The 20,380-nt window shown below is 30.8% G+C and carries 21 protein-coding genes and 2 pseudogenes; 2 read left to right on the plus strand and 21 right to left on the minus strand.

Going from position 1 to position 20,380, the window contains the following annotated elements; genetic code table 11:
- Positions 1-7: 7 nt before the first annotated feature.
- From MRU_RS06730 to psmA, 13 genes and pseudogenes are all read right to left on the minus strand, one after another.
- Positions 8-766, minus strand: a complete 759-nt coding sequence (locus MRU_RS06730; protein WP_012956144.1) for a 4Fe-4S binding protein — start codon at positions 764-766, stop codon at positions 8-10.
- A gap of 57 nt (positions 767-823) precedes the next feature.
- Positions 824-1,120, minus strand: coding sequence for a DUF3194 domain-containing protein (locus MRU_RS06735; RefSeq protein WP_012956145.1), 297 nt, complete (start codon positions 1,118-1,120; stop codon positions 824-826).
- A 262-nt stretch (positions 1,121-1,382) separates the two neighbouring features.
- Positions 1,383-1,730 (minus strand): prefoldin subunit beta, encoded by a 348-nt coding sequence (locus MRU_RS06740; RefSeq protein ID WP_012956146.1) that lies wholly within the window; start codon positions 1,728-1,730, stop codon positions 1,383-1,385.
- A gap of 224 nt (positions 1,731-1,954) precedes the next feature.
- Positions 1,955-2,233: a KEOPS complex subunit Pcc1 gene (locus MRU_RS06745; protein ID WP_338036738.1), complete on the minus strand. Its 279-nt coding sequence runs from the start codon at positions 2,231-2,233 to the stop codon at positions 1,955-1,957.
- Positions 2,234-2,295: 62 nt separating this feature from the next.
- Positions 2,296-2,787 (minus strand): Brix domain-containing protein, encoded by a 492-nt coding sequence (locus MRU_RS06750; protein ID WP_012956148.1) that lies wholly within the window; start codon positions 2,785-2,787, stop codon positions 2,296-2,298.
- Between the two features lie 328 nt (positions 2,788-3,115).
- Complete coding sequence (locus tag MRU_RS06755; RefSeq protein ID WP_012956149.1) at positions 3,116-3,247, minus strand: DNA-directed RNA polymerase subunit P; 132 nt, start codon at positions 3,245-3,247, stop codon at positions 3,116-3,118.
- Positions 3,248-3,517, minus strand: a complete 270-nt coding sequence (gene rpl37A, locus MRU_RS06760) for a 50S ribosomal protein L37Ae (protein WP_012956150.1) — start codon at positions 3,515-3,517, stop codon at positions 3,248-3,250.
- Positions 3,518-4,053: 536 nt separating this feature from the next.
- A complete protein-coding gene (gene rrp42, locus MRU_RS06765; RefSeq protein ID WP_012956151.1) occupies positions 4,054-4,845 on the minus strand; it encodes an exosome complex protein Rrp42 in 792 nt (263 codons plus the stop codon).
- 11 nt (positions 4,846-4,856) lie between these two features.
- The gene (rrp41, locus tag MRU_RS06770) at positions 4,857-5,567 is read right to left on the minus strand and encodes an exosome complex exonuclease Rrp41 (RefSeq protein WP_012956152.1); all 711 of its coding nucleotides are present in this window, start codon (positions 5,565-5,567) and stop codon (positions 4,857-4,859) included.
- An 819-nt stretch (positions 5,568-6,386) separates the two neighbouring features.
- Positions 6,387-7,211, minus strand: a pseudogene (gene rrp4, locus MRU_RS12175) (exosome complex RNA-binding protein Rrp4); the annotation flags it as partial.
- A gap of 216 nt (positions 7,212-7,427) precedes the next feature.
- Positions 7,428-8,132, minus strand: a complete 705-nt coding sequence (locus MRU_RS06780) for a ribosome assembly factor SBDS (RefSeq protein WP_012956154.1) — start codon at positions 8,130-8,132, stop codon at positions 7,428-7,430.
- A gap of 351 nt (positions 8,133-8,483) precedes the next feature.
- A complete protein-coding gene (locus MRU_RS11940) occupies positions 8,484-8,627 on the minus strand; it encodes a hypothetical protein (protein WP_012956155.1) in 144 nt (47 codons plus the stop codon).
- A gap of 205 nt (positions 8,628-8,832) precedes the next feature.
- Positions 8,833-9,588, minus strand: a pseudogene (gene psmA, locus MRU_RS06785) (archaeal proteasome endopeptidase complex subunit alpha); the annotation flags it as partial.
- A gap of 889 nt (positions 9,589-10,477) precedes the next feature.
- On the opposite strand from psmA, the gene MRU_RS06790 reads away from it, so the two are divergent.
- Positions 10,478-12,721: an MSCRAMM family protein gene (locus tag MRU_RS06790; RefSeq protein ID WP_012956157.1), complete on the plus strand. Its 2,244-nt coding sequence runs from the start codon at positions 10,478-10,480 to the stop codon at positions 12,719-12,721.
- A 209-nt stretch (positions 12,722-12,930) separates the two neighbouring features.
- Here the strand turns inward: MRU_RS06790 and MRU_RS06795 are convergent, their stop codons facing one another.
- The 7 genes from MRU_RS06795 to MRU_RS06825 form a co-directional block, all read right to left on the minus strand.
- Complete coding sequence (locus MRU_RS06795; RefSeq protein WP_012956158.1) at positions 12,931-13,308, minus strand: Rpp14/Pop5 family protein; 378 nt, start codon at positions 13,306-13,308, stop codon at positions 12,931-12,933.
- Entirely contained in the window at positions 13,305-14,276 is a 972-nt protein-coding gene (rnp3, locus tag MRU_RS06800; protein ID WP_012956159.1) for a ribonuclease P protein component 3, read from the minus strand. The genes MRU_RS06795 and rnp3 overlap by 4 nt, the downstream gene beginning before the upstream one ends.
- A 217-nt stretch (positions 14,277-14,493) precedes the next feature.
- Positions 14,494-14,934, minus strand: coding sequence for an RNA-binding protein (locus MRU_RS06805; RefSeq protein WP_012956160.1), 441 nt, complete (start codon positions 14,932-14,934; stop codon positions 14,494-14,496).
- A gap of 143 nt (positions 14,935-15,077) precedes the next feature.
- Positions 15,078-15,626, minus strand: coding sequence for a 50S ribosomal protein L15e (locus MRU_RS06810; protein ID WP_048812624.1), 549 nt, complete (start codon positions 15,624-15,626; stop codon positions 15,078-15,080).
- Positions 15,627-16,717: 1,091 nt separating this feature from the next.
- Complete coding sequence (locus tag MRU_RS06815) at positions 16,718-17,137, minus strand: zinc ribbon domain-containing protein (RefSeq protein WP_012956162.1); 420 nt, start codon at positions 17,135-17,137, stop codon at positions 16,718-16,720.
- Positions 17,138-17,224: 87 nt separating this feature from the next.
- Positions 17,225-18,145 carry a zinc-ribbon domain-containing protein gene (locus MRU_RS06820; RefSeq protein ID WP_012956163.1) on the minus strand — a complete coding sequence of 307 codons (921 nt, stop codon included), beginning with the start codon at positions 18,143-18,145 and terminating at the stop codon, positions 17,225-17,227.
- Positions 18,146-18,195: 50 nt separating this feature from the next.
- On the minus strand, positions 18,196-18,729 hold the full coding sequence (locus MRU_RS06825) for a hypothetical protein (RefSeq protein ID WP_012956164.1): 534 nt from the start codon (positions 18,727-18,729) through the stop codon (positions 18,196-18,198).
- Positions 18,730-19,008: 279 nt separating this feature from the next.
- Between MRU_RS06825 and MRU_RS11215 the strand changes: the two genes are divergently transcribed.
- Positions 19,009-19,557, plus strand: a complete 549-nt coding sequence (locus MRU_RS11215; RefSeq protein ID WP_012956165.1) for a winged helix-turn-helix domain-containing protein — start codon at positions 19,009-19,011, stop codon at positions 19,555-19,557.
- A 204-nt stretch (positions 19,558-19,761) separates the two neighbouring features.
- Here MRU_RS11215 and rbr read toward each other — a convergent pair whose 3' ends face one another.
- The gene (gene rbr, locus MRU_RS06835; protein ID WP_012956166.1) at positions 19,762-20,307 is read right to left on the minus strand and encodes a rubrerythrin; all 546 of its coding nucleotides are present in this window, start codon (positions 20,305-20,307) and stop codon (positions 19,762-19,764) included.
- Positions 20,308-20,380 lie beyond the last annotated feature (73 nt).

Raw genomic sequence — 20,380 nt, forward strand, 5'->3', positions numbered from 1 at the left:
TTTCCATTTAGAAATAAAATTCAGGCTCTTTCCTTTCTGCATTTGCCTCTTCAAATAGTGGCTTTTTAGATAGGAAAGCATCTCCAGCAAATGATCTTGCATCCTCTGGACATATGTTTATGCATGCAGTGCATCTTGAGCATATCTCAAGGTCGATATCGGCAGGGTCATCATCTGGAATGGCCTTCTCAGGACATACTGAAACACATTCAAGACAGAATACGCATTTATCCACATCGCATGCCACAACAAATGGAAGCTGCTTATAATCTGTATAAGGCCTGTTTCCTGGAATATCTGATTCAAGGGAGCCTCCATTTTCTATTTTTTCAATTGCCTTTTGGGCAAAGTCATTAATCTTTTCAATGTCATCTTCATCTGGCCTTCCTAACGCAACACCATCAAAGATGGAATGATGGCTGACAGTGGAAGCCGCTGCAATCACATCAAAATTGTTTTCATTAAGAATGTCAACAAGCTCTATCAATGCATCATTAACATGAGCATTTCCATAGTTTGCAACAGCAATTGCCTTTGTATTATTACCGGTTAGCTTTGATAGTCTTTCTGAAGCAGTCTTTGGAAGTCTTCCTGCAAATACAGGCATTCCTACAATAACTATATCATCGGACTCAAATTCCTTTTTATCATTGAAATATAATAAGTCGCAAATTGATTTTTCCTCTTTGAAGTTCTCTGCTATCTGATTTACAACTTTTTTTGTAGTCTCTGATGGAGAGAAAAATATGCTTGTCACTTTTGCCATATGATCACCTGAAATCATTTGTTTTAGTAAAATAATATTCTAAACAGAATATGCTATTCATTTCCTATAATTGTCGTTAATGTATTCATCAAGTTCCACATAAGAGTCCTCGATTAATTGATTGACTTTTTCATCTGATAAGTTGGACAGTTCATCTGTAGTTATATCAACATCTACATCTACCATCAGTTCCTCATTTTCATCATTGTATGCTACTTCTATATCAATATCCATAGCAAGAATCTCTTTTTGAGACTTTACAGAAGATGCGATTTTCTTATCAATGACTCCTGCAAAAAAGTCAGATATGTCGTCGATATCCTCTTGAGTTAATTTTTTTAATTTTGCTTCCATAATAACACCAAAATAAATATGATTTAATTAAATTAAAAATAATTAATATTTCAATTTTAATTTAAGACAGTTTAATAAAAATTAAATTTAGATTATTTGAAAGATTATTTCATAGTATACGAATGAAAAAATTAGAGATAAAAAAATTAAGAAAAAATAGATTTTAATAATCTATTAATCCTTAAGGTTGAATAAATTAGATAATTTATTCGTTTGAACGTCAAAATATTCGTTTCAACTTTAAAATAAATATTAAGGCTATCTATCCCTGTAAGCCTTGCATAGCTTGTTGAATGGATGCTTGCATCTCTTCAAGCTTTTTCATGACTCTTTCTTCTTGACGTTGCATGGTTTGCTGTCTTAACTTAAGAGTTTCAACCTTGTCTTCAAGATCTTCTAAAGTGCTTGCACGTTCAACCTTAATGAGTAAGTTACCTGCGGATTTGTAGACTTCAGCATCTTCTGGAGTTTTCTTGAGTTCGTCGAGAGCTGTTTCTGTTTCTCTTAATTGGATGTCTACATTTTGCTTTTGAACGGTAACAGCTTGAGCTTGTTGTTGTAATTGTTGGAATTGATTTAATTGATGTTGTACATTTTGTGGAATTTCCATATTTTCACCTTATCTTTTTTTAAATAAATTTTTAATTAGTTGATAAATCTGATAATGAATTGATTAATTGATTTAATATTCAAAATTATCATATTCATGCTAATAAAACATTATACTATAATATATTGATTAATTTGTATTTAAAACTATTGATTTATAGAAATTGCTTTGATTATTGAAATTAAAACTATTGATTTATAGAAATTGCTTTGATTATTTGTTTCCTATTCTACCAATTCGTTAATCTCTACAGCCAGCTTTATCCATTTGATTGCTGAATTGATTGATGCCCTAAAGGAAGTGGCGTCCTCGGCATCTATTTTGATTTTTATTGAATTTCCATCTAGAGTGAGCTCCATTGAAGAGCGATAGTCTGGAGCTGTTTCAAATTCAAGGAGAATTGAGTCATAGACTATTTTAGCCTGCTTTTCATCCTTGAAATCAACTTGGATGTCACTATTGATAGATTCTAATATTTTTTCGCTAATATTTATTCCCCACAGATTTTTATTTTAATTTAACTTTGAAAAAAAGAGAATGAATGTTATGAATCACTTGTAATCAGTTAAGGCTCTACAATCTTTTTGACATTGATTCTAAAATCAATCTGTTCTCCTTTCTTGTTAATGAAATATAAAATTGCAAAATTGCTCTCGTCATCATAATCTGCATATGAGATCCTTATATAATTGGAGTCTTGAGGTTCCTTGGTTACTTCAATCCCTAGAACTTCTGCTAGAATATCCAATTCTGGAACTGTTGAGCGTATCTTCAATTCCTCTGGCTTTATGTGAAGACGCTCATTGGTAGTGTTTACTGATATGAGAAGAGCCAATCTTTCATTTTCTTCCAGGTCATAGAATGTCAGCTTGCTTGGGTTTCCCTTGATTTGATAGACCAAAACGAGACCGTCGTGACCTAGTTGCTTGGCCTTTACAAGCAAATCCCTTAAGCTGCTTTTGCCTCTGTTTGTATAGTCAAAGCCAAATGCATGTGAGAAATTCTTGCAAAAGGTTCTTGTTTTCTGTGAAGGTTTTCTTGATGTGGAAATAAGCATATTATCACTTTAAAATTGTATAACAAGTTTAATTTATTGATAAATATTAAAAATTATTATGATAAAACTTCAAAATAAATAAAATAATCTAAATGAATAAAAACACTAGTAAAATAAAAGCGCATAATAAAATAAGTTAAAAATAGTTAAAAATAACTATTTAGCTAAAAAATAGTTTAATTAATTGTTAAAAAAGGTTATAAGCTAAAATAGTTATTAAGATAATTAATAAATTAATTAAAATTAATAAATTAACTAAAATTAATTAAGATTAATTAAATTAGAAATTAGTTAAATATAAAAAAAGCAAATTAAAATTAATCAATAACTACCTTGCTTTAACGAGTTTTCTAACTTCAGGAACTTTCTTAAATAAAATCCTATATCTACATTTAGGACATTTATTTTCCATGTATCCTTTATGGTCGACTTCTTCGCCACATTCTGGACATTTATACAATTATTCTCCCCCAACAACTCTTTTAATACTACGGGTTGCAGATTTAGCCATAGGAGTTTCAGGTACGTAAGCTCCTCCGGTGAATACTACACCACATTTTTTACATTCCCAGATTCCAGCGCTTACTCTTTTAACATAAGGTCTGTCACATTTAGGACATACATGTTTCTTTTTCATGTTTTCTTCAATGTTCTTTACAGATCTTTTTGCTTTTCTTCCGTATCTAGCACCGAATCTACCAGTTATTCCTACTTTTTTTGTTCTAGCCATTTATAATATCTCCAGTAAAATTGAATTGATAAAAACTTATTAGGCTTTTTAACTAATCTATTTAATTAATTATAATCCTTCCAGCCTAATAAAAATATTATTTAACCGTTTTAATTGATAAACAATAAATATGAATTTGATAAGTTAATAAGACATACGATTGTCTTAATTCATAAGATTAAATAAAAAATTGCTTTAACACACAAGGTGTATTAAGATAAAAAATTGTTAATTAAACATAGAAAAATTCAGTATAAAATTAACTAATAATATTATATTAGTAAATTGAAAAGTATATAAAAGTTTAATTGGGTATTTTTTCAAATATTTTTCATTATGAAAAAAAGCTGTTTAAGATAATGGATTTTAAAAAATCTTTGATTTTTTATTTTAGATATGAAAAATATCCATTTTTTACAATAAGTTTATATATTAATAAAATTTCTTGAATTAGAAATATTAGGATTTTAATTTGTAAAAAATAAAAGAAATTTAGATAAATGAATATCTAAATTTAATTTTTAAACGGTTTATTTCTAGTCGAGATAACTAAGAAGATCATCTTTGGTTTCAAATGCTAAATGGACTGCATCGAGAATGTCATCTCTTGTTAGAGGTTCTTCTCCGCCTTTTTGCATAGAACAGATATGATTTCCTTCATCAGTTACTCCGATTGTGATTCTTGCATCCAAGATTTCCTCTTCCTCAAGGGAAGGGTCTAAGATCAATCCATTGCCTATCTTTACAAAAGTGGATAAAGCCAATTTGTCCCTAACAGGAAGGTCCATTGTTTCATCTTCGGATAGGACCACTTCATCATCAATGTATTCAGCAACAGGCAATTTTGTATTAAGCAATGCAGACATTACAGCAAGATTTGCACAGTCGAAGAGGTTTCCGTCATAATCGATTACATGCAAGTCAATGAAAAGCATCCAAACTTTCTTACCTTCTTCAATGCATAGCTTTTCAAGGTCTACCAATTCGCTTTCACGGATTCCACGGTCTACAACACGTGCAAGCTCAATTGATTCAGGGCTTGGTGGACCTGGTTCAAATCCAGGAGCAGCCATAGGTAAAAGCTCACAGTTGGTCATTAAGACACCTAAGTTAGGAGTGTCTGCAAATGGTTCGCCAATGGTTGGCTTTACACCTACAATGACTTGAGTGTCTCCTAATTTAACTCTTGCAGAACCTTCTGCCTTATCAATCACATTAGGTTCAATGAAAATATCTCTTCTTTCATCAAAAGCTCTTCCATCAGCTCTTTTACCATCATTTATAAGTCTTGTAATACTTTTTCTAGTAATTTCAGGTACAATATCCATATTTTCACAACCTATTGGGAACTATATCTTGTCTTAAGAGCCTCATGTTGGATTTCGCTGATTTTCATACATCCTTCAATTGCTAAATCCAAAGCCTCTTCAAATTCTTCTTCAGTCAAGTTTCCATCTGCTTGAAGCAAGGTAATCTCACCGGTTCTTGGCATGATTGCAATAGGAACGTCAGCTTGTCCTTCCTTATCCTCTTTTTCAGATAAGTCCAATACAATCTCATCATTTACCTTACCTGCAGCGCATCCTACAACAATGTCCTTCATTGGAATTCCAGCATCTGCTAAAGCAACTGCAGCTGCAGTGATTCCAGCGCAACGGGTTCCTCCTTCTGCTTCAATTACTTCTATTGAAACATCCACCATGGATCTTGGGAAAGATTCCAACATCAATGCAGGTCTAAGTGCGTCAGCTGCAATCTTAGAGATTTCAGTTGATCTTCTGTCTGGACCTGGTCTTTTACGATCATCCACTGAAAATGGAGCCATGTTGTATCTTACTCTGATTACACCAGTGTTTGGTTTTAATAAACGTCTAATATAAGATTCTCTTGGACCATAAACAGATGCTAAAATTTTATTTCCACCTACTTCCAAATAAGCTGAACCATCTGCTCTTTTCAAGACTCCAGCTTCTATTTTAATCGGACGAAGTTCGTCATATGCTCTTCCGTCCCCTCTTAATTTTTCATTTTCTGAGATAATAAAAAACACCTCTTCAAATCACATTATAATCATTAAATACGAAATAATAATGAATAAAAGATTAAATCCTTAAATAAGAATCAATTTAATCATTAAATACGAAATAATAATGAATAAAAGATTAAATCCTTAAATAAGAATCAATTTAATCATTAAATACGAAATAATAATGAATAGTTAAAATTCAACTGCTTAGATACCTCTTCTTTGTGAAATGTTTAAAGTAGGAGAGTCGGAATTATCTGCACGACTTAAATCAAAAGAAGATTTGTTTTTCTTTTTCTGTTCGTTAATATATTCGAAAGTGTCTAAAAACTTAGGTTTTTTAGACTTTTCTTCTTTTTCCTTTTCCTCTTCATCTTCACTTTCATCTTCTATAGAATCATCTTGAGATTCTTCATCTTCTGAGATCGCTTCATTGATTACTTCTTCAAGCTCATCATCTGAGATTTCTTCAGCTCCATCAAGGACTTCCGCCTCATCAAATATTTCTGCTTCAGACTCTTCAAGGACATCGAATTCCTCTTCATCATCCTCTTCATTAAGGGATTCTGCATCTTCGTCTAATTCGATGATATCCTCTTCAATAAAATCAGAATCCTCATCGGAATCATCCATGAACTCTTCGGTTTCTACTTTTTCTTCTAATTCTTCTATTGCGAGCTCATCTTCATCATCTTCAGAATCTGCATAATCAATTTCTTCTTCGGAATCCAAATCATCTTCAGAGTCATCAAAATCTTCATCATCTGAAATATCTTCAGAATCATCAAACTCTTCATCAGAGTCATCAAGTTCTTCAGAATCATCAAACTCTTCATCCAAGTCTTCTTCAGACTCTTCTAAAGCCATCTCTTCAGCAATTTCTTTTTCAACTTCATCTCTGAAATCTTGAATTTCAGGCTTTTTCAAGCCTTCTTCAAAGGATTCTTCAACAATCTCTTCCTTTTCTTCCATGACTTCAGTTTCCTCTTCTGGAAGTTCTCCATCAATAAGCAAGCAGAGCTTGTTTTTAACTCTGTCGGTTAAACCAGAGGTATGAGCTTCTCTTTCGATTAATTTAATGGTATTCTTAACGATTTGTTCCATGTCTTCATTACCTTTAACCCAAACAAGACCATTCTGACCTACAACAATCTTACAGCCAGTTTTATCCTTGATCATGTTAATCATAGAACCTTTCTTACCGATTAAACGAGGGACTTTGGTAGGAGCGATGTCTACAATGACTCCTCCTCTAAACTTGCCCATTCCACGGCCTTTCAATCCTAACTTAACCTTCTTGACCTCATCGACATCGACGATTCTTAAGAAAAGAACGTCACCGATATCGAAAACTCTACTTAATTCCTTTTTCTCTCTTCCGAATACTTCAGATGCCGGCAAGATTCCAGAGTAAGGTGAGTTAATGTCAACTCCCCACATTGAAAATCTTACATCATCGATTTTACCGATGACAACATCTCCTTTTTTCGGAATGTATTTGCTTTTTAGAGGAATTACACTTATCTTCTTGTTTCTTAAAGAAACCAACCCTAAAAGTTTGGAACATATTTTTCCATCATCTTCAAAGGTTCCTCTTCCTGAATAATAATCATCCTCTGCCAATAATTCTCCAGGAACTACTAAATCTTTCTCATTCACATATATCATACATATACTTCCCATATAAGTATATAAAAATATTCAACTACATAAAAAAGCAATTAATAATAAATTAAGCTTTAAATCAAAATTAAAGTATTCATACAAATATAAACTTAAAATCAAAATTAAAGTATTTTTATTGATTATAATAATTTACACCTATATTTAAAATTTATACAAATATACACTAAAACATCTACAATCATTTGATAAAAGCTTAAATTATTTAATTACTTTAGTTTCAGCTTCTCCTCCTGAGATGGAAGCCATTTTATGATTAAAATCATCTTGAAGACCGCCAGGCATTTCAACAATTGCAATCCAAGAACCATCTTGTTGCCATTCTTCATTCAAGATTGTTCCAAATGGACGAATTGCAGAATAGCCATTGCCTGCAGCAGTGCTAGGCAATCTGACAGCCATTTTTATCTTTTCAAATTTAATTGGAATTAAAACTTTAATTGCCTTTAAAGTTGTTTGAACCTGTTCATCCACTGATTTGAAAGCATCAATCTTAACTTTAGATTCGTTCATTGCATTCTCTATCCTGACTGCCGGATGAGGAAGACCTGTTTGAGGGTTGATTCCCTCTCTTGCTATCTTAGCAACTACTTGCTTTCTCTTATCCTCTTGCATCTGTCTTCTTTGCTCTGCAGTCAGCTGAACATTTCCCTTATGAAGGATCTGCTCTGCAACTTCCAAAACGTCTGTAGTGTCAAATACCTTTCTCATGGATTCCTCTGAAGCCTTGTCACCTTTTTTGGAATCTTTAAATATTTCCTCTACAGCTAATATCTCTTCAATATCAATTTCTTTTTCATTATCAGGATTTCTAAAGTCTGCAGCTAAATCAGGATCAACTAAAATCTCAAACTTTTCACCGTAAGATTCTAATCTTGCAATAATAGCATCATCTATATTAACCATGACTATTCACCAATCCAATATAATTTGATACTCTTTTATACATCCATATAGTTAAAAACTAAATAAATGCTAATAAATAGTTAAAAACTAAATGAATACTAATTAAATAGTTAAAAACTAAATGAATACTAATTAAATAGTTAAAAACTAAATAAATGCTAATAAATAGTTAAAAACTAAATGAATACTAATTAAATAGTTAAAAACTAAATAAATATAATAATACATTATGTAAATAAAATAAATATAATTAATAAAAATATATAAATATAAAAAGATAAATGAGTTCTAAAAATAAAATAAAGAACCCACAATCAAAAAAATAAAATTTAAAAGAATTTAAGAAAAATCCTACATCATGTCAACAATTTTTCCTAAATGCCTATGCCTATCAAAGAAATCTGAAGGCACAACAAACATTATTCCCTTCTTTGCGGTTTTTCTAGCAGTTTTGCTAAGAATAACCTTTTTTATGATTAGTTTTTTTACTGACATTTTTATCAATTAATATTTTTGAACTGGGAAAATGAATTTTCCCATTCAATTGACAATCGAATGAATCGTCTTGCCTTTATTCTTCAGCAGAATCTTTATCTTCAGAAGCTTCTTCTTCAGAAGTTTCTTCTTCAGATTCTTCAGCAGCGTCTTCTGCTTCTTCTGATTCCTCTACTGCTTCCTCTACTGCTTCTTCTTCAGCTTCTTCTTCTGGCTCTTCCTCTTCAGCATTTCTCTCAAGAAGATCTTTTACATAGCCAGAAACTTCCTCATCGGAAAGCTTTCTATAAGCTTGGGTTGCAACTTCAATTACAGCTATTTCGACGCTGTCTTCAGTTGTTCTGCCTTCAGTAGCTTCATAAAGTGCATCTAAGCCTAAGTTGATTGCATCTTCCAAGCTTAAGTCTTCTTCATATCTTTCTTCAAAGACATCTACAGCAGCTTGCACTCCAGAACCAATTGCAGTTGCCTTATATTCAATTAAGGCTCCGCTTGGATCTGTTTCATATAATCTAGTTTCTTCGCCATTAACTCCGCCTATAATGAGTGCGGAACCGAATGGTCTAACACCCCCATTTTGTGTATATAATTGTTTTAAGTCACAGATCTTCTTAGCAAGTCCCCCTACAAGAATAGGTTCGTTGTAAGTGATCTTATTAATCTGAGATTCGATTCTAGCTCTTTCAACCAAAGCTCTTGCATCAGCAACTAATCCGGAAGTGGCTACGCCAATGTGGTCGTCGATTTGGAATATCTTTTCGATTGACTTTGCTTCCACTAATCTGCTGACGGTTCTTTTATCTACAATAAGGACCACGCCGTCTTTTGACTTAAGACCTAAGGAAGTGGTACCTCTTTTTACAGCTTCTCTTGCATATTCTACCTGGAAAAGCCTTCCATCTGGGCTAAATACAGTAATTGCTCTGTCATAACCTGCATTCTGTTGTTGTAAAGGTTGCATCTAATATCACCTATCTTTTTAAAATAATTTTTTTTAAAATTTAAAATCTTTTAAAATATTTTTTTAAATTTAAAATCTTTTAAATATATTAAATATTATAAATTTAATAATTCAACTGTCTTAGGAAAATAACCAATAATCAAGAAACTATTAAAGTGAATATCAGTTTAATCCAATCAATTCATAATACAAAGACATATCTATTTTATTCATTCAAAAAAAGCTTAAAATTAAAACTTCAATTATTTTTCATGACTTAATAAAAAGAATCTGATAAGTTTCAATAATTAATTGATTGTTTAATTGGATACTTTTTGTTATAGTCTACGAATTCATTATCCTAATAAAGAATAATTAAAAATCAATCTTTTCAAATCAAATAATCCATTATATTTTCCATCTACGATTCTAAATTACGGCATTAAAAAAATAAAAGTTTCACCATAATTTATATTTAAACATTCTTTGAATTAATAAAAAATAAACCAAACATTCTGTTATTTGGCAAATATGTTGTATTGATATTTCTGTTCAATAATATATTATTATAAAGTTATTTATAAAGTTAGTGTTTTTATTCTATAATGTTTAAAATAATATTTCTATAGTTCACCATGTTAAACTTAAAAAAGAGATAAAAAATAAGGAAAATATAAAATTATCAAAATATTCAAAAATGACTTAAAACCGTGAAATATTTAATAATTGTGCTTGATTTTTAAAAAAACTTATATAAAATAAGATTTATAATAATAAAATAATAATACTTATATAAAAAATAATTGTTTTGAATGTGTGAAACAAATAATTAATAAATAAATAATAAGTAAACAATTTAATTAAACAAATAAAAGATAATTAAAAGCATATTTATCATCTGAGGCATAATATGAACTTTATGAAAACAAATCTTAAAAAAACAACAATCATATTGGCACTGCTGATGGCCATTTTAATTTTATCGATTGGAGCCATCTCTGCAAATGATTTAACATCAGCAGATTCAAATGTAGATATGAATAATGATTTAAACACAAATTTGGATAGCAATGATATAATCGCCAATTCAAACAGCAATTCAATTGATGCTGAAATTGATGAAGCAAACTATTCAAATCAAAGAGCAGATGCCAAGGAAAAGTTAAAGGAAAGCAATTCATTAATAGAAAACGAAAATACTGAAGGCAATACACAAATAGAAGATGAAAATTCAAGCCCTTCAAATAAAACAGATACATCAATATCAATTGAAACAAACAGCATAGAAAGGGGATCCGATTTAACAATCTATCTAAAGGACATAAATGGAACTGGAATAGCAAATGAAAAGCTATCAATCCAAATAATAAACAAGACCTACACAAGAACAACAGATTCAAAGGGCTCTGCCCTTTTTAAAATAAATCTTGCATCTGGAAAATATCCTATAGCAATATCCTACAATGGCAGCGAAGATTATGAATCATCATCAGATGACTTCAACATAAGCGTTTCCCCTATGAAAACAAAGATCAATATGCTCAGCAATTCCATTGTAAACGGAAGGAAACTAACTATAGAATTGTTGGATAAGAACAACAATCCATTAAAATACAAAAAGATCTCCATTATCCTAAATAAAAAGCTATATAATCTCACCACAGGCAAAGATGGAAAGGTTAGCTTAAACATTAATCTGAATCCTGGAAAATTTCCTATCCAAATAACTTTCAGTGGAGATGCAAACTATCATACAGTATCTAAAAGCTCTGCGATTGATGTATATAAATTAAAAAGCAGCTTTACAGTTCCAAAAACATCAATCATAAAAGGAAAATACTTATATGTCTATTTAAAAGATAGCGAAGGCAAAGCAATCCCATCCGCAAAGGTTGCCTTCAAGATCAATGGAGTAAGCTCCACAAAAACAACAGACAAGAACGGAAGAATCAGCCAAAAGATAGGCCTTAAGGTAGGAAACTATACCGTCCAGCTCAACTATAATGGAGACAAGTCCCATTTGAAAAAAGTCCAAAGCTTTAAGATTCGCTCTTGCAACTCCAAAACAAAATTCACTGTAGCTAATTATACAGTGGTGAGAGGAAAATACCTAAGCGTCTATCTGAAGGATTCAGAAAACGCCAATCTTGCAAATAAGAAAGTGACCTTCACATATCTTAAAAAATCATATACAAAGACAACAGACAGCAATGGAAAAGCCAGCCTAAAGATGACAGAGGCAGGAACAACTACCGTCAATCTTCAATTCAAGGGAACAGGCCCATATCTAAAGTCAAGCGCAAATGTCAAAATCAAGGTACTAAAAAACACAACAGCAGATATCATTGCAAAAAACCAGACAAGACACTTGAACGGCAGTTCCACAATAAGGTATTATGTAAAGCTTACTGACAATAACGGAAATCCAATAGAAAATGAAACAATAGAGCTTAAGGTCAGATGCAATAACATAACAACAGGAAGCGGAAACAAGATTACTAAAAAGACCATCGTATTAAGCTCAGATAACATAATTAACAAGAGCGAAGACAAGAAGCTCCTAAACGAGATGGCAAAGATCCTCAGGGCAAAAGGATATAAGGTAATCGTTTCCGGAATCGGACCTAACTATCATGTAAGCGATGTAAGGGACTATTCCAATGTCTGCGTATTCAGCCTTGTAGGAGGAGTCGACAGCGGAATGTTTGTTGACATGTCACACAGCTACTATAAGAACTACCTTAAAAAATACAAGAACCAGTTCGTATTGGGATGTGTAGCCCCTCCGGTATATCTTAATTTAGGTAATATGACCTGGCTTAAAAGGGCTCATGATGATGACTACAGTCCGAAAAGCTTTAAAGGACTTTATTATCCAGGAAAGTACTTCAATACAGTGACTAAACTGGATTATGTCTATGGTGATGGTGCTGAAGAGCTTGTCAATAATTTCTTAAACTATGCAAAAAAAGGTAAAAGCATAGACCTTGGACAGTCAGTACCTAAGACAACTACAACTTATAAGCTCACTACAGACAAGAATGGAAATGCTTATGTCGATTTGCAAGTAGGCACTTATACCATTTCCTCATCTATATTAGGCAATAATTATAAGGTTGACACCCAAACAAGCAAGGTAAATGTGATTAAGTAGTAAAAGCATTTAAATTAGTTAAAAAAAAGCAAAATAAGTAAAAATTAGTTTAATTATCTTATATTTTCATATAAGATAATTTTTTTCTTTTTTTTAAGATATTTTATCTTTAGCCATTTAAAAAAACAGACATTATTAAATTCTTTTTTTAAAAAAATATAAGTTGTTCTATTTTTAAAAAAAAACATAACATTCTTCTTTTTTAAAGATTATTCGTCAATGAACTTATTAATGCCAGACTTAACAGTTCCAGATATTCCAATCGTATTTATGGATATCTTTTTCTTATTATATCTGTTTAAAGTGGCAAGTGCAGAGCGAACATCATCTTCATAAGATCTTTGACATCTTAAGACTGTCTTATAATTGAATACAGGCTCATTATTATAGATAGTTTCTTCAATAGGATAGTGTCTCATGACCCATAGATTGAAGTTACTTGAATGGTTCTCTCCCCAATATCTAATGCAAGCGTCCCATATATAGTGAACTATATCATCTTTGGAAAGTTTTACTTCAGACTTTACATCCAGAATAAGATAATGGTGATTCTTACGAAGGGTGGGAGGCAGGACCTTAAGCTTCATAATAAATCCTCCTTTTCAAGAGATTCGAACTCAACATCAGTAAATTCATCTTCAGATTCCCCAACAAAAACTTCATCTTCTTCATCATAATCGGAGAAATCATCTTCAGATTCATCACAATCAAAGAAATCATCTTCTTTTTGAGATATTGCTTCATCAAAACATTCAGACTCTTCAAATTTAGGAGTTTTTGAATCAATTTCAGTAAAATCACTTGCTCCTTCAATCACTTTAACTCCCTTAATAACCATGTTCTTTCTTTGGCGGTTAAAGTCAATTATCTCCCTTGGATAGTAATAGAATCCATTATAAATCTCTTTGTCTGAAAATCCTATTGACTTAAAGAAGCCGACTATATCCTTTGTTGAGCGAATGTCATAGATTGATTTGGAATCAGTTGTCAGAATGATAGGAAAATTATATTTCCTATGAAACATCATTATTTCCTTAAAGCTGCTGATTATATTAGCCCTAAACTTCAGGCTGTTCTTTAATACGTCACGGAAGCATAATTCGATAGCCACATTGTTTCGGGCTGCTTCCTTAGCCAATACATGATTCATGCCGGAATCCCTTCTTTTATAATATGGGCGGGACAATACATCCATCCTATGGTTTTCACATACGCTACGGTTTACCTTTAAGTCCCCGCCTAAAGCACTCATATAAGAGCAATTGTTCCTATATTTGTTTACAATCTTTCTTATCTCATTTGAATTGGCATTCTGAATGTTGATTCCCATGGAAATCTCTATGGACTGGCTGTTGTATTTGTTTCTATAGCTGTCTTTCCATTCAAAAAGAGATATTTCCTCAAGCAAATCATCCTTATAGGATAAGGCTTCCTTATAATGGTCTTGGGAATAATTTAAATTAAGATAATCCCATCCGAACTTATAGGCCTCTTTGATTAGAGCCAAATCGTTATTGTAGTCTGTTCCTCTTATGTTCAAGTCATGGAATTTCATAATGATTACCTTTAATTAGTTTTAAAAATAGAAAAAAAATCAGTTAATAATTTTTAAAAAATCAAATTTGTTCATATAAATATTTATTAAAAGTATTTTAAATAGTTTAAAGTTTGAAAGCATTTAAAAATGAAAATGATTAAAAAGTTTTCGATGTCTAAAATATTAATTAAGAATTTATAATACCATCTGGAAAGACCTCTTTAATCTTTCTTAACTAAGCATTTATAATATCCTCTGGGAAGACTTCTTTAATCTTTTTTAATGCAACTTCCTTTTTAGCCGGATATGCAGCTATCTTTATCTTTAGATGTATGCTGTCTCCACCATCCAATATTTCCCATTCCTCATCTAATGCCTTCTCTTTGGATAATCTTAGGAAGAGATTGCCTTTTTCATCCATCTTTCTATCCAAATCATTATATAGCTTGATTAATTGATCTTCTCCAATGGATTCGATAAGGGTGTTTAAGAACTCTTTGGTTTCTCTCTTTTTGGAGATGGCTCCAGTTAGAATAAGCATCTTCTCTTCGAGAAGCCCCTCTGCCTCTTCAGCTTCAGGCTCTGCTGTTGGAAGTATATTGAGTAGGGCTTCTAAAACCTTATCCTTATCTTCATTTTCATAAATAAAAACACGATATCTGATATTATGAATCATAACTAACAATCCTAATTGAAAATTAAAAAGAATAAAATTTGAATATAAAAATCATAAAATAAGCATTAAAATTAATTAAAAGTAGAAAAAATAGTTGTTAAAAAAAATAAAAAAATAAAAAGAAAAGAAAAATTAAAAAAAGATTATTTTAATCTTTTTTCACTGCCTTTTCCTCCATTTCTACGGCCACGGCCTTTTTTACCAGCACTGGTTAAGCCTCTGAGAGCTCTGCTTCTGTGCTGTTTTTCACAAATCCAGTTGATTTTTGGGTCGTTTTTAATGGAAGGACTTTGTGGGTCTACTAAGATAACTTCAAAGTATTTGTATTTTCCGTCAGACCATACCCAGTAGGAGTTTAATACTTCCATGTTAGGGTATTTCTTAGCAACACGTTCTTCTCCGATCCTTTGAATGGATTTAGCCATGGTTATTTTGTTTACACCCATTCTTTTTGGTCTACGACCGTGTTTGAAACGAGTTTTTCTACGTCCACCACGTCTAACTTTTACTCTTACAACTACGAAACCTTTTTTAGCTCTGTAACCGAGAGATCTTGCACGATCGATTCTGGTTGGCCTGTCGATTCTGGTAATTGCAGGTTGTTTTCTCCATTTAGGAACTCTTTGCCACATAAGTTCCCTTACATAAGACTCATCTGGATTTTTCCATGCATCTCTAATATATTTGTACATCATTTATATAACCTCTTGTTCAGCTTTTCGCCACATCCAAAGGACAATATTTAAAATGTGTTTTGATTAATCGTTTTAGTTTAAATAAATTGAATTAATAAATTGTTTAAAACAATTTGAGGTATCATTCTTAATTTTTGAGTTTTACGTTTTTAATTAATTATTTAATTATTAATCAAATTTTAAATATTATAGTCCCATAAGAGTTTAATAATACACGTTAAAAATTAGTTTTAATGCAAAGGCATGATAAAACTTATAGTAAAATTTCTAACGTAATTATATATTTACAAGTAATCATTTAAAAAGTTTTTGTATAAAATTAGAGTTTCCTAAAATAAAATAAGGATTTTTATAGAATTTATTAATTTTATGAAAAAAAGTCTTGAGTACAGAAAATTTTTTAAATAATTTTAAAATATACGAACAAATATATTTTCCATAAAAAAAAGTGGAGTAAAAACTCCACTAGCAGGATTCAATTTTAAAAATTTAAAATTGAAAATCTTAGTACTTATATAAATATAGTAAAAACTATTATTTAAACTTTCTTAAATTTTCAGATAGGCAAAATAAAAAATCAAATAATTTAAATTACATTTTATTAAATTTTATTTATAACAAAATCAAATAAAGAGTAACTTGAATAAATGCTAATAAAATAAAGAAAATACTTAATTCTAAAAGAAAATCCATCATAGATATCACCTCCCAACAATAGTCAGGAAAGTACCAAGATCCTGCTTAAGAAAATTCAGATATCTAGATAAATTACTTGATTAATAAATTGCCTAAAAATAGTTTAAAAATACTTATTTATAAAACTAACGATTTAGACATGTAGTTTTAACAAAATCAAATCAATTTAGCCTTTTGAAATCAATTTTACGAAATGACATCAATTTAACAAGTTCAAATCAATATTGACATGAACTAAAATTTGTAAAATAATGATTTAATAAATCAAAAAAATTAGAAAAAATAATTAAAAAAAATTTGCTTAAAATTAAAAAAGAAATTAATAGAAAAATAAAAAAAGAACTAAAAAAAATTTATAAAAATAATTAAGATTTTTATTGCTAAAATAAAAATTACTTATCTTTTTTAAATGAAGAGAATAAATCATCGATAAATTTCCCAAACTTAGTAAGCAAATCAGCAATTTGGTCCATTAAAGATTTATTAGACTCAATTAAAGATTTATTGAACTCTTGAATCTGATCTGAAGTTGAAGACAAATTAGCACCACAATTATCACAGAATACCGCATCATCATCCAAATTCACACCACAATTAGGACATGTTCTAATGATTTTTAATTCCTCTATCTTATTTCCACAGCTTGGACAAATAAACTCATTAATTCCAATGAGTGACCCGCAGCTAGGGCATTTTTTAGAAGCTTCTTCAGTTTCTTGAACAGATTGGGTAGAATCTAGTTTATTGCCACAATTAGGACATATTTCAGTGTCATCATCAAATTTTAAACCACAATTATCACATTTAATCATAATAAACCCCAAAAATAAAAGAAAAATAAAAAAGAAATAAATTTATCTAGATAAACATATAATTAATCAAAACATCCATATATGAAATTAACTAGATAAAACCTCTTTTTTAAGCTCATCATACTCTTCTTCAGTTATGGCGCCAGAATCCAATAGTTCCTTATATTCCTTTAAAAGATCTGCTTTGCTTGGTTTTGAATCAGTCTCGATGACAACAGTTTGAGGACTGTTTCTAGATATTTCAAACAATGCCACCAAATTCTCTCCAAATTCAAAGCTAGGAAGTCTGATTTCAAATGAAGTGTTATCTACAAGCTTGATTAATAACCTATCAAACATATCAGCACTATCGTTGTTTACAATAAGATCTTTAAATCTTGTGGCTTTAAGAGATTGGATATCATTTTGAATGGCTCTTTTAATGGCATGAGCGGAATTTAGACTTGTTCTTTTAGTAATGTCCTCATATCTTGAAATGTCACCAAGTCTTTTTGTAATTCTCATAGAAACAATCTTGTCAAAGTAGAAATTGTTTATTCCCGCATTGACTTTTTTCCAGTCTCTATTATCGATTTCCATAAAGACAAACTTATCATCTTCTATTAAGAAGAAACCATCAATTGTAGTTTTATTTCCGCCATAAGAGCCAACAGAACCCCAAACTTTATGTTTAGTAGTTTTCTCTTCCAACATATTAACCCTTACCACACTGGTTAGGAAATAATCCTTATCCTTAATTCCAAACTCATCTGCAAGCTGATCATATCTTTCAATGATTTGCTGACGTCTAAGTTCCCATTCCTTTTGTTTGCGCGCTACAGATTCTGGAACTAATGCATTATCAAATTTCTGACCACATCCAACACAAAATACGGTTCCTTTTGAATTTTCAGTACCGCATTTAGGGCATATGTTAGAATCTACATTTCCACCATCTACCTTCTCACCACAGGAAAAGCAAAAACTTGCATCTCCCACTTCTGCACCACAATTACTGCATTTAACCATTTTATCACCCCTTTTAAGACGATATTAAAAAACCCTTTCATTTGTTATTATTATTGAGAGAAAGTTTTCTTAAGTCTGTTTTCTATCTTGCTATCTTCAACTTTGCTTCCAAGATTGTTTAAATTACCTGAAATCTCACCGATTGCACTGTTTAAGGAATTGATCTTGTTATCCATGATATCAAGCTCCAACTTCATGAATCCCTTTTCAATGTCGGCATAAATCTTAGATTCTTCAGTGATTGTTTCAACTGTTTCTCCTTCAATCAATAAATCCATCAATTGTAAGAACACATGCTCGTGGTGCTGCTTTTCATATTCCTTAATCTCTGCACCTTCGTAGATTTTATCCAATAACATTTTTATTACATTAATGAAGTCTTCTTTATCAGAATCAATATTATCTGGAGCCAAATCAGTTTTTAGTAGGAATATAGAATCGTTTTCGTTGTTCTTTTTTAATACTAGTGAATAACCTTTGTTTTCAATATAAACAAGAACGATAGATTTACCTTCATAAATATCTAATTCAACTTTTGAAAATTCCTTTGGAATTGACAAGAAATCTAAATTACGAACTAACATTTTTTCACCATTTTTAAATTTTAAAAATTATACTAAACGGAGTTAAAAACCCCCTAAACTAGGTAAAAGAAGTTAAAAACCCCCTAAACAATATCTAAAAGAAGTTAAAAACTATTTTACTCTTCGATTTAAATTGTCCTAGAAATAAAAAATTTCATTTCTTAGTTCTATTTAATAATAAATTGATGAAGATAATATATAAATATTGCTAATATCATGCTAATAGTGTGCACATAGTATGAACATAGTAATAAATATGCTAAAACTATACTTTAAATTATGAAAGACCCTAATATGGACAGGATTCTTGAAGATAATAGGAAATTAATGGAAGAAAATAGGAAATTGAAAGAGGATTTAAAAGAATTGAAGAATGAATTCTATCAATTTAAAAAAAATTCAAGACCCGGAAAGCCATTCAACTTAGAAAATAATGATGATTATAAACCTTCTGGAAACTATTATTTCCATAATAATTTTAAAGAAGAATTTGATGATGCAAACATCAAATACAATTCCAAGGATAATCCAGAAGGAAGCTTCCACAATGACTCTGCAAATATAGTGGATATGAGCCTAATCTCATTTTTAGCAAGGTCCAATAAAAGGGTTGAAATACTAAAATCATTGAATCAAGGGGACAAAATACCATCCACCATAAGCAAAGAGATTGACGACAGCAGCCACCACGTCTCCAAATACCTCTCAAGCCTAAAAGAAAAAGAATTAGTCGTTTGCATGAATGAAGAGGATAAAAGATTCAGATTCTATAGAATAACTGCAAAGGGCAAATACTATTTGGAAATTATTCAGAACAACCAATACTGAATTAAACAATAGCCTATAAAAAATATAAATAATTTTATTTATTTATCAAAAGCAAAAAGATATTTTAAAAACTATAAGAATTAAAATAAGAGATAAAAATATTTAAATAAAAATAGAATTATAAAATAATAGTTAAATTAAAAAAATAAAAAAAAATAAAAGTTTATATTGATTTATAAAAAATCAATAGTTTAACTTTAAAATCTAGATATAACTAGTGTCTTGTTTTCTGAAGTGTGCTTGTGGGTGATCACATAACGGACAGACTTCAGGAGCGTCTTTTCCATAGTGGATATAACCGCAGTTATTACATTTCCAAGCAATCTCTTCATCTTTCTTAAAGACCTTATCTGCTTTTATCTTATCAGTTAAAGCATTGTATCTGTCTTCGTGAGCCTTTTCTGTTGCTCCAGCTGCATCGAATAATGCTGCAATGTCATCAAAGCCTTCTTCTCTAGCGGTCTCAGCAAATTCCTTATACATTGAAGTCCATTCTTCATGTTCTCCAGCTGCTGCATCTGCAAGGTTAGTTAAGGTGTCAGGTACTTTTCCACCGTTTAAGAGCTTGAACCAGATTTTTGCATGTTCCTTCTCATTGTCAGAGGACTCTTGGAAAATGTCCTTGATTTCAACATAGCCATCCTTTTTAGCTTGGGAGGCATAGAATTCATATTTTACACGTGCTTGAGATTCGCCAGCAAGAGCGGCCTTTAAGTTTTCTTCAGTTTTGGTTCCTTTTAAATCTGCCATGATAATCTCTCCTATATTTTTTTTAATAACAAATCCTAATTCAATTCATTGTTTAAAAACATGATATAAAAAA

Source organism: Methanobrevibacter ruminantium M1 (assembly GCF_000024185.1).
GTDB lineage: Archaea > Methanobacteriota > Methanobacteria > Methanobacteriales > Methanobacteriaceae > Methanobrevibacter > Methanobrevibacter ruminantium.

Excerpts from the sequence above, each read along its gene's own strand:
- MRU_RS06790 (WP_012956157.1), top strand. The coding sequence starts at position 10,478 with ATGAACTTTATGAAAACAAATCTTAAAAAAACAACAATCATATTGGCA.
- MRU_RS06750 (WP_012956148.1), bottom strand. The coding sequence starts at position 2,787 with ATGCTTATTTCCACATCAAGAAAACCTTCACAGAAAACAAGAACCTTT.
- MRU_RS06730 (WP_012956144.1), bottom strand. The coding sequence starts at position 766 with ATGGCAAAAGTGACAAGCATATTTTTCTCTCCATCAGAGACTACAAAA.
- MRU_RS06780 (WP_012956154.1), bottom strand. The coding sequence starts at position 8,132 with ATGGTTAATATAGATGATGCTATTATTGCAAGATTAGAATCTTACGGT.
- MRU_RS06820 (WP_012956163.1), bottom strand. The coding sequence starts at position 18,145 with ATGGTTAAATGCAGTAATTGTGGTGCAGAAGTGGGAGATGCAAGTTTT.
- MRU_RS06805 (WP_012956160.1), bottom strand. The coding sequence starts at position 14,934 with ATGATTCATAATATCAGATATCGTGTTTTTATTTATGAAAATGAAGAT.
- MRU_RS11215 (WP_012956165.1), top strand. The coding sequence starts at position 19,009 with ATGAAAGACCCTAATATGGACAGGATTCTTGAAGATAATAGGAAATTA.
- MRU_RS06810 (WP_048812624.1), bottom strand. The coding sequence starts at position 15,626 with ATGTACAAATATATTAGAGATGCATGGAAAAATCCAGATGAGTCTTAT.
- MRU_RS11940 (WP_012956155.1), bottom strand. The coding sequence starts at position 8,627 with ATGTCAGTAAAAAAACTAATCATAAAAAAGGTTATTCTTAGCAAAACT.
- MRU_RS06815 (WP_012956162.1), bottom strand. The coding sequence starts at position 17,137 with ATGATTAAATGTGATAATTGTGGTTTAAAATTTGATGATGACACTGAA.
- rpl37A (WP_012956150.1), bottom strand. The coding sequence starts at position 3,517 with ATGGCTAGAACAAAAAAAGTAGGAATAACTGGTAGATTCGGTGCTAGA.
- rnp3 (WP_012956159.1), bottom strand. The coding sequence starts at position 14,276 with ATGAAATTCCATGACTTGAACATAAGAGGAACAGACTACAATAACGAT.
- MRU_RS06740 (WP_012956146.1), bottom strand. The coding sequence starts at position 1,730 with ATGGAAATTCCACAAAATGTACAACATCAATTAAATCAATTCCAACAA.
- MRU_RS06825 (WP_012956164.1), bottom strand. The coding sequence starts at position 18,729 with ATGTTAGTTCGTAATTTAGATTTCTTGTCAATTCCAAAGGAATTTTCA.
- MRU_RS06795 (WP_012956158.1), bottom strand. The coding sequence starts at position 13,308 with ATGAAGCTTAAGGTCCTGCCTCCCACCCTTCGTAAGAATCACCATTAT.
- MRU_RS06735 (WP_012956145.1), bottom strand. The coding sequence starts at position 1,120 with ATGGAAGCAAAATTAAAAAAATTAACTCAAGAGGATATCGACGACATA.
- rrp42 (WP_012956151.1), bottom strand. The coding sequence starts at position 4,845 with ATGGATATTGTACCTGAAATTACTAGAAAAAGTATTACAAGACTTATA.
- rbr (WP_012956166.1), bottom strand. The coding sequence starts at position 20,307 with ATGGCAGATTTAAAAGGAACCAAAACTGAAGAAAACTTAAAGGCCGCT.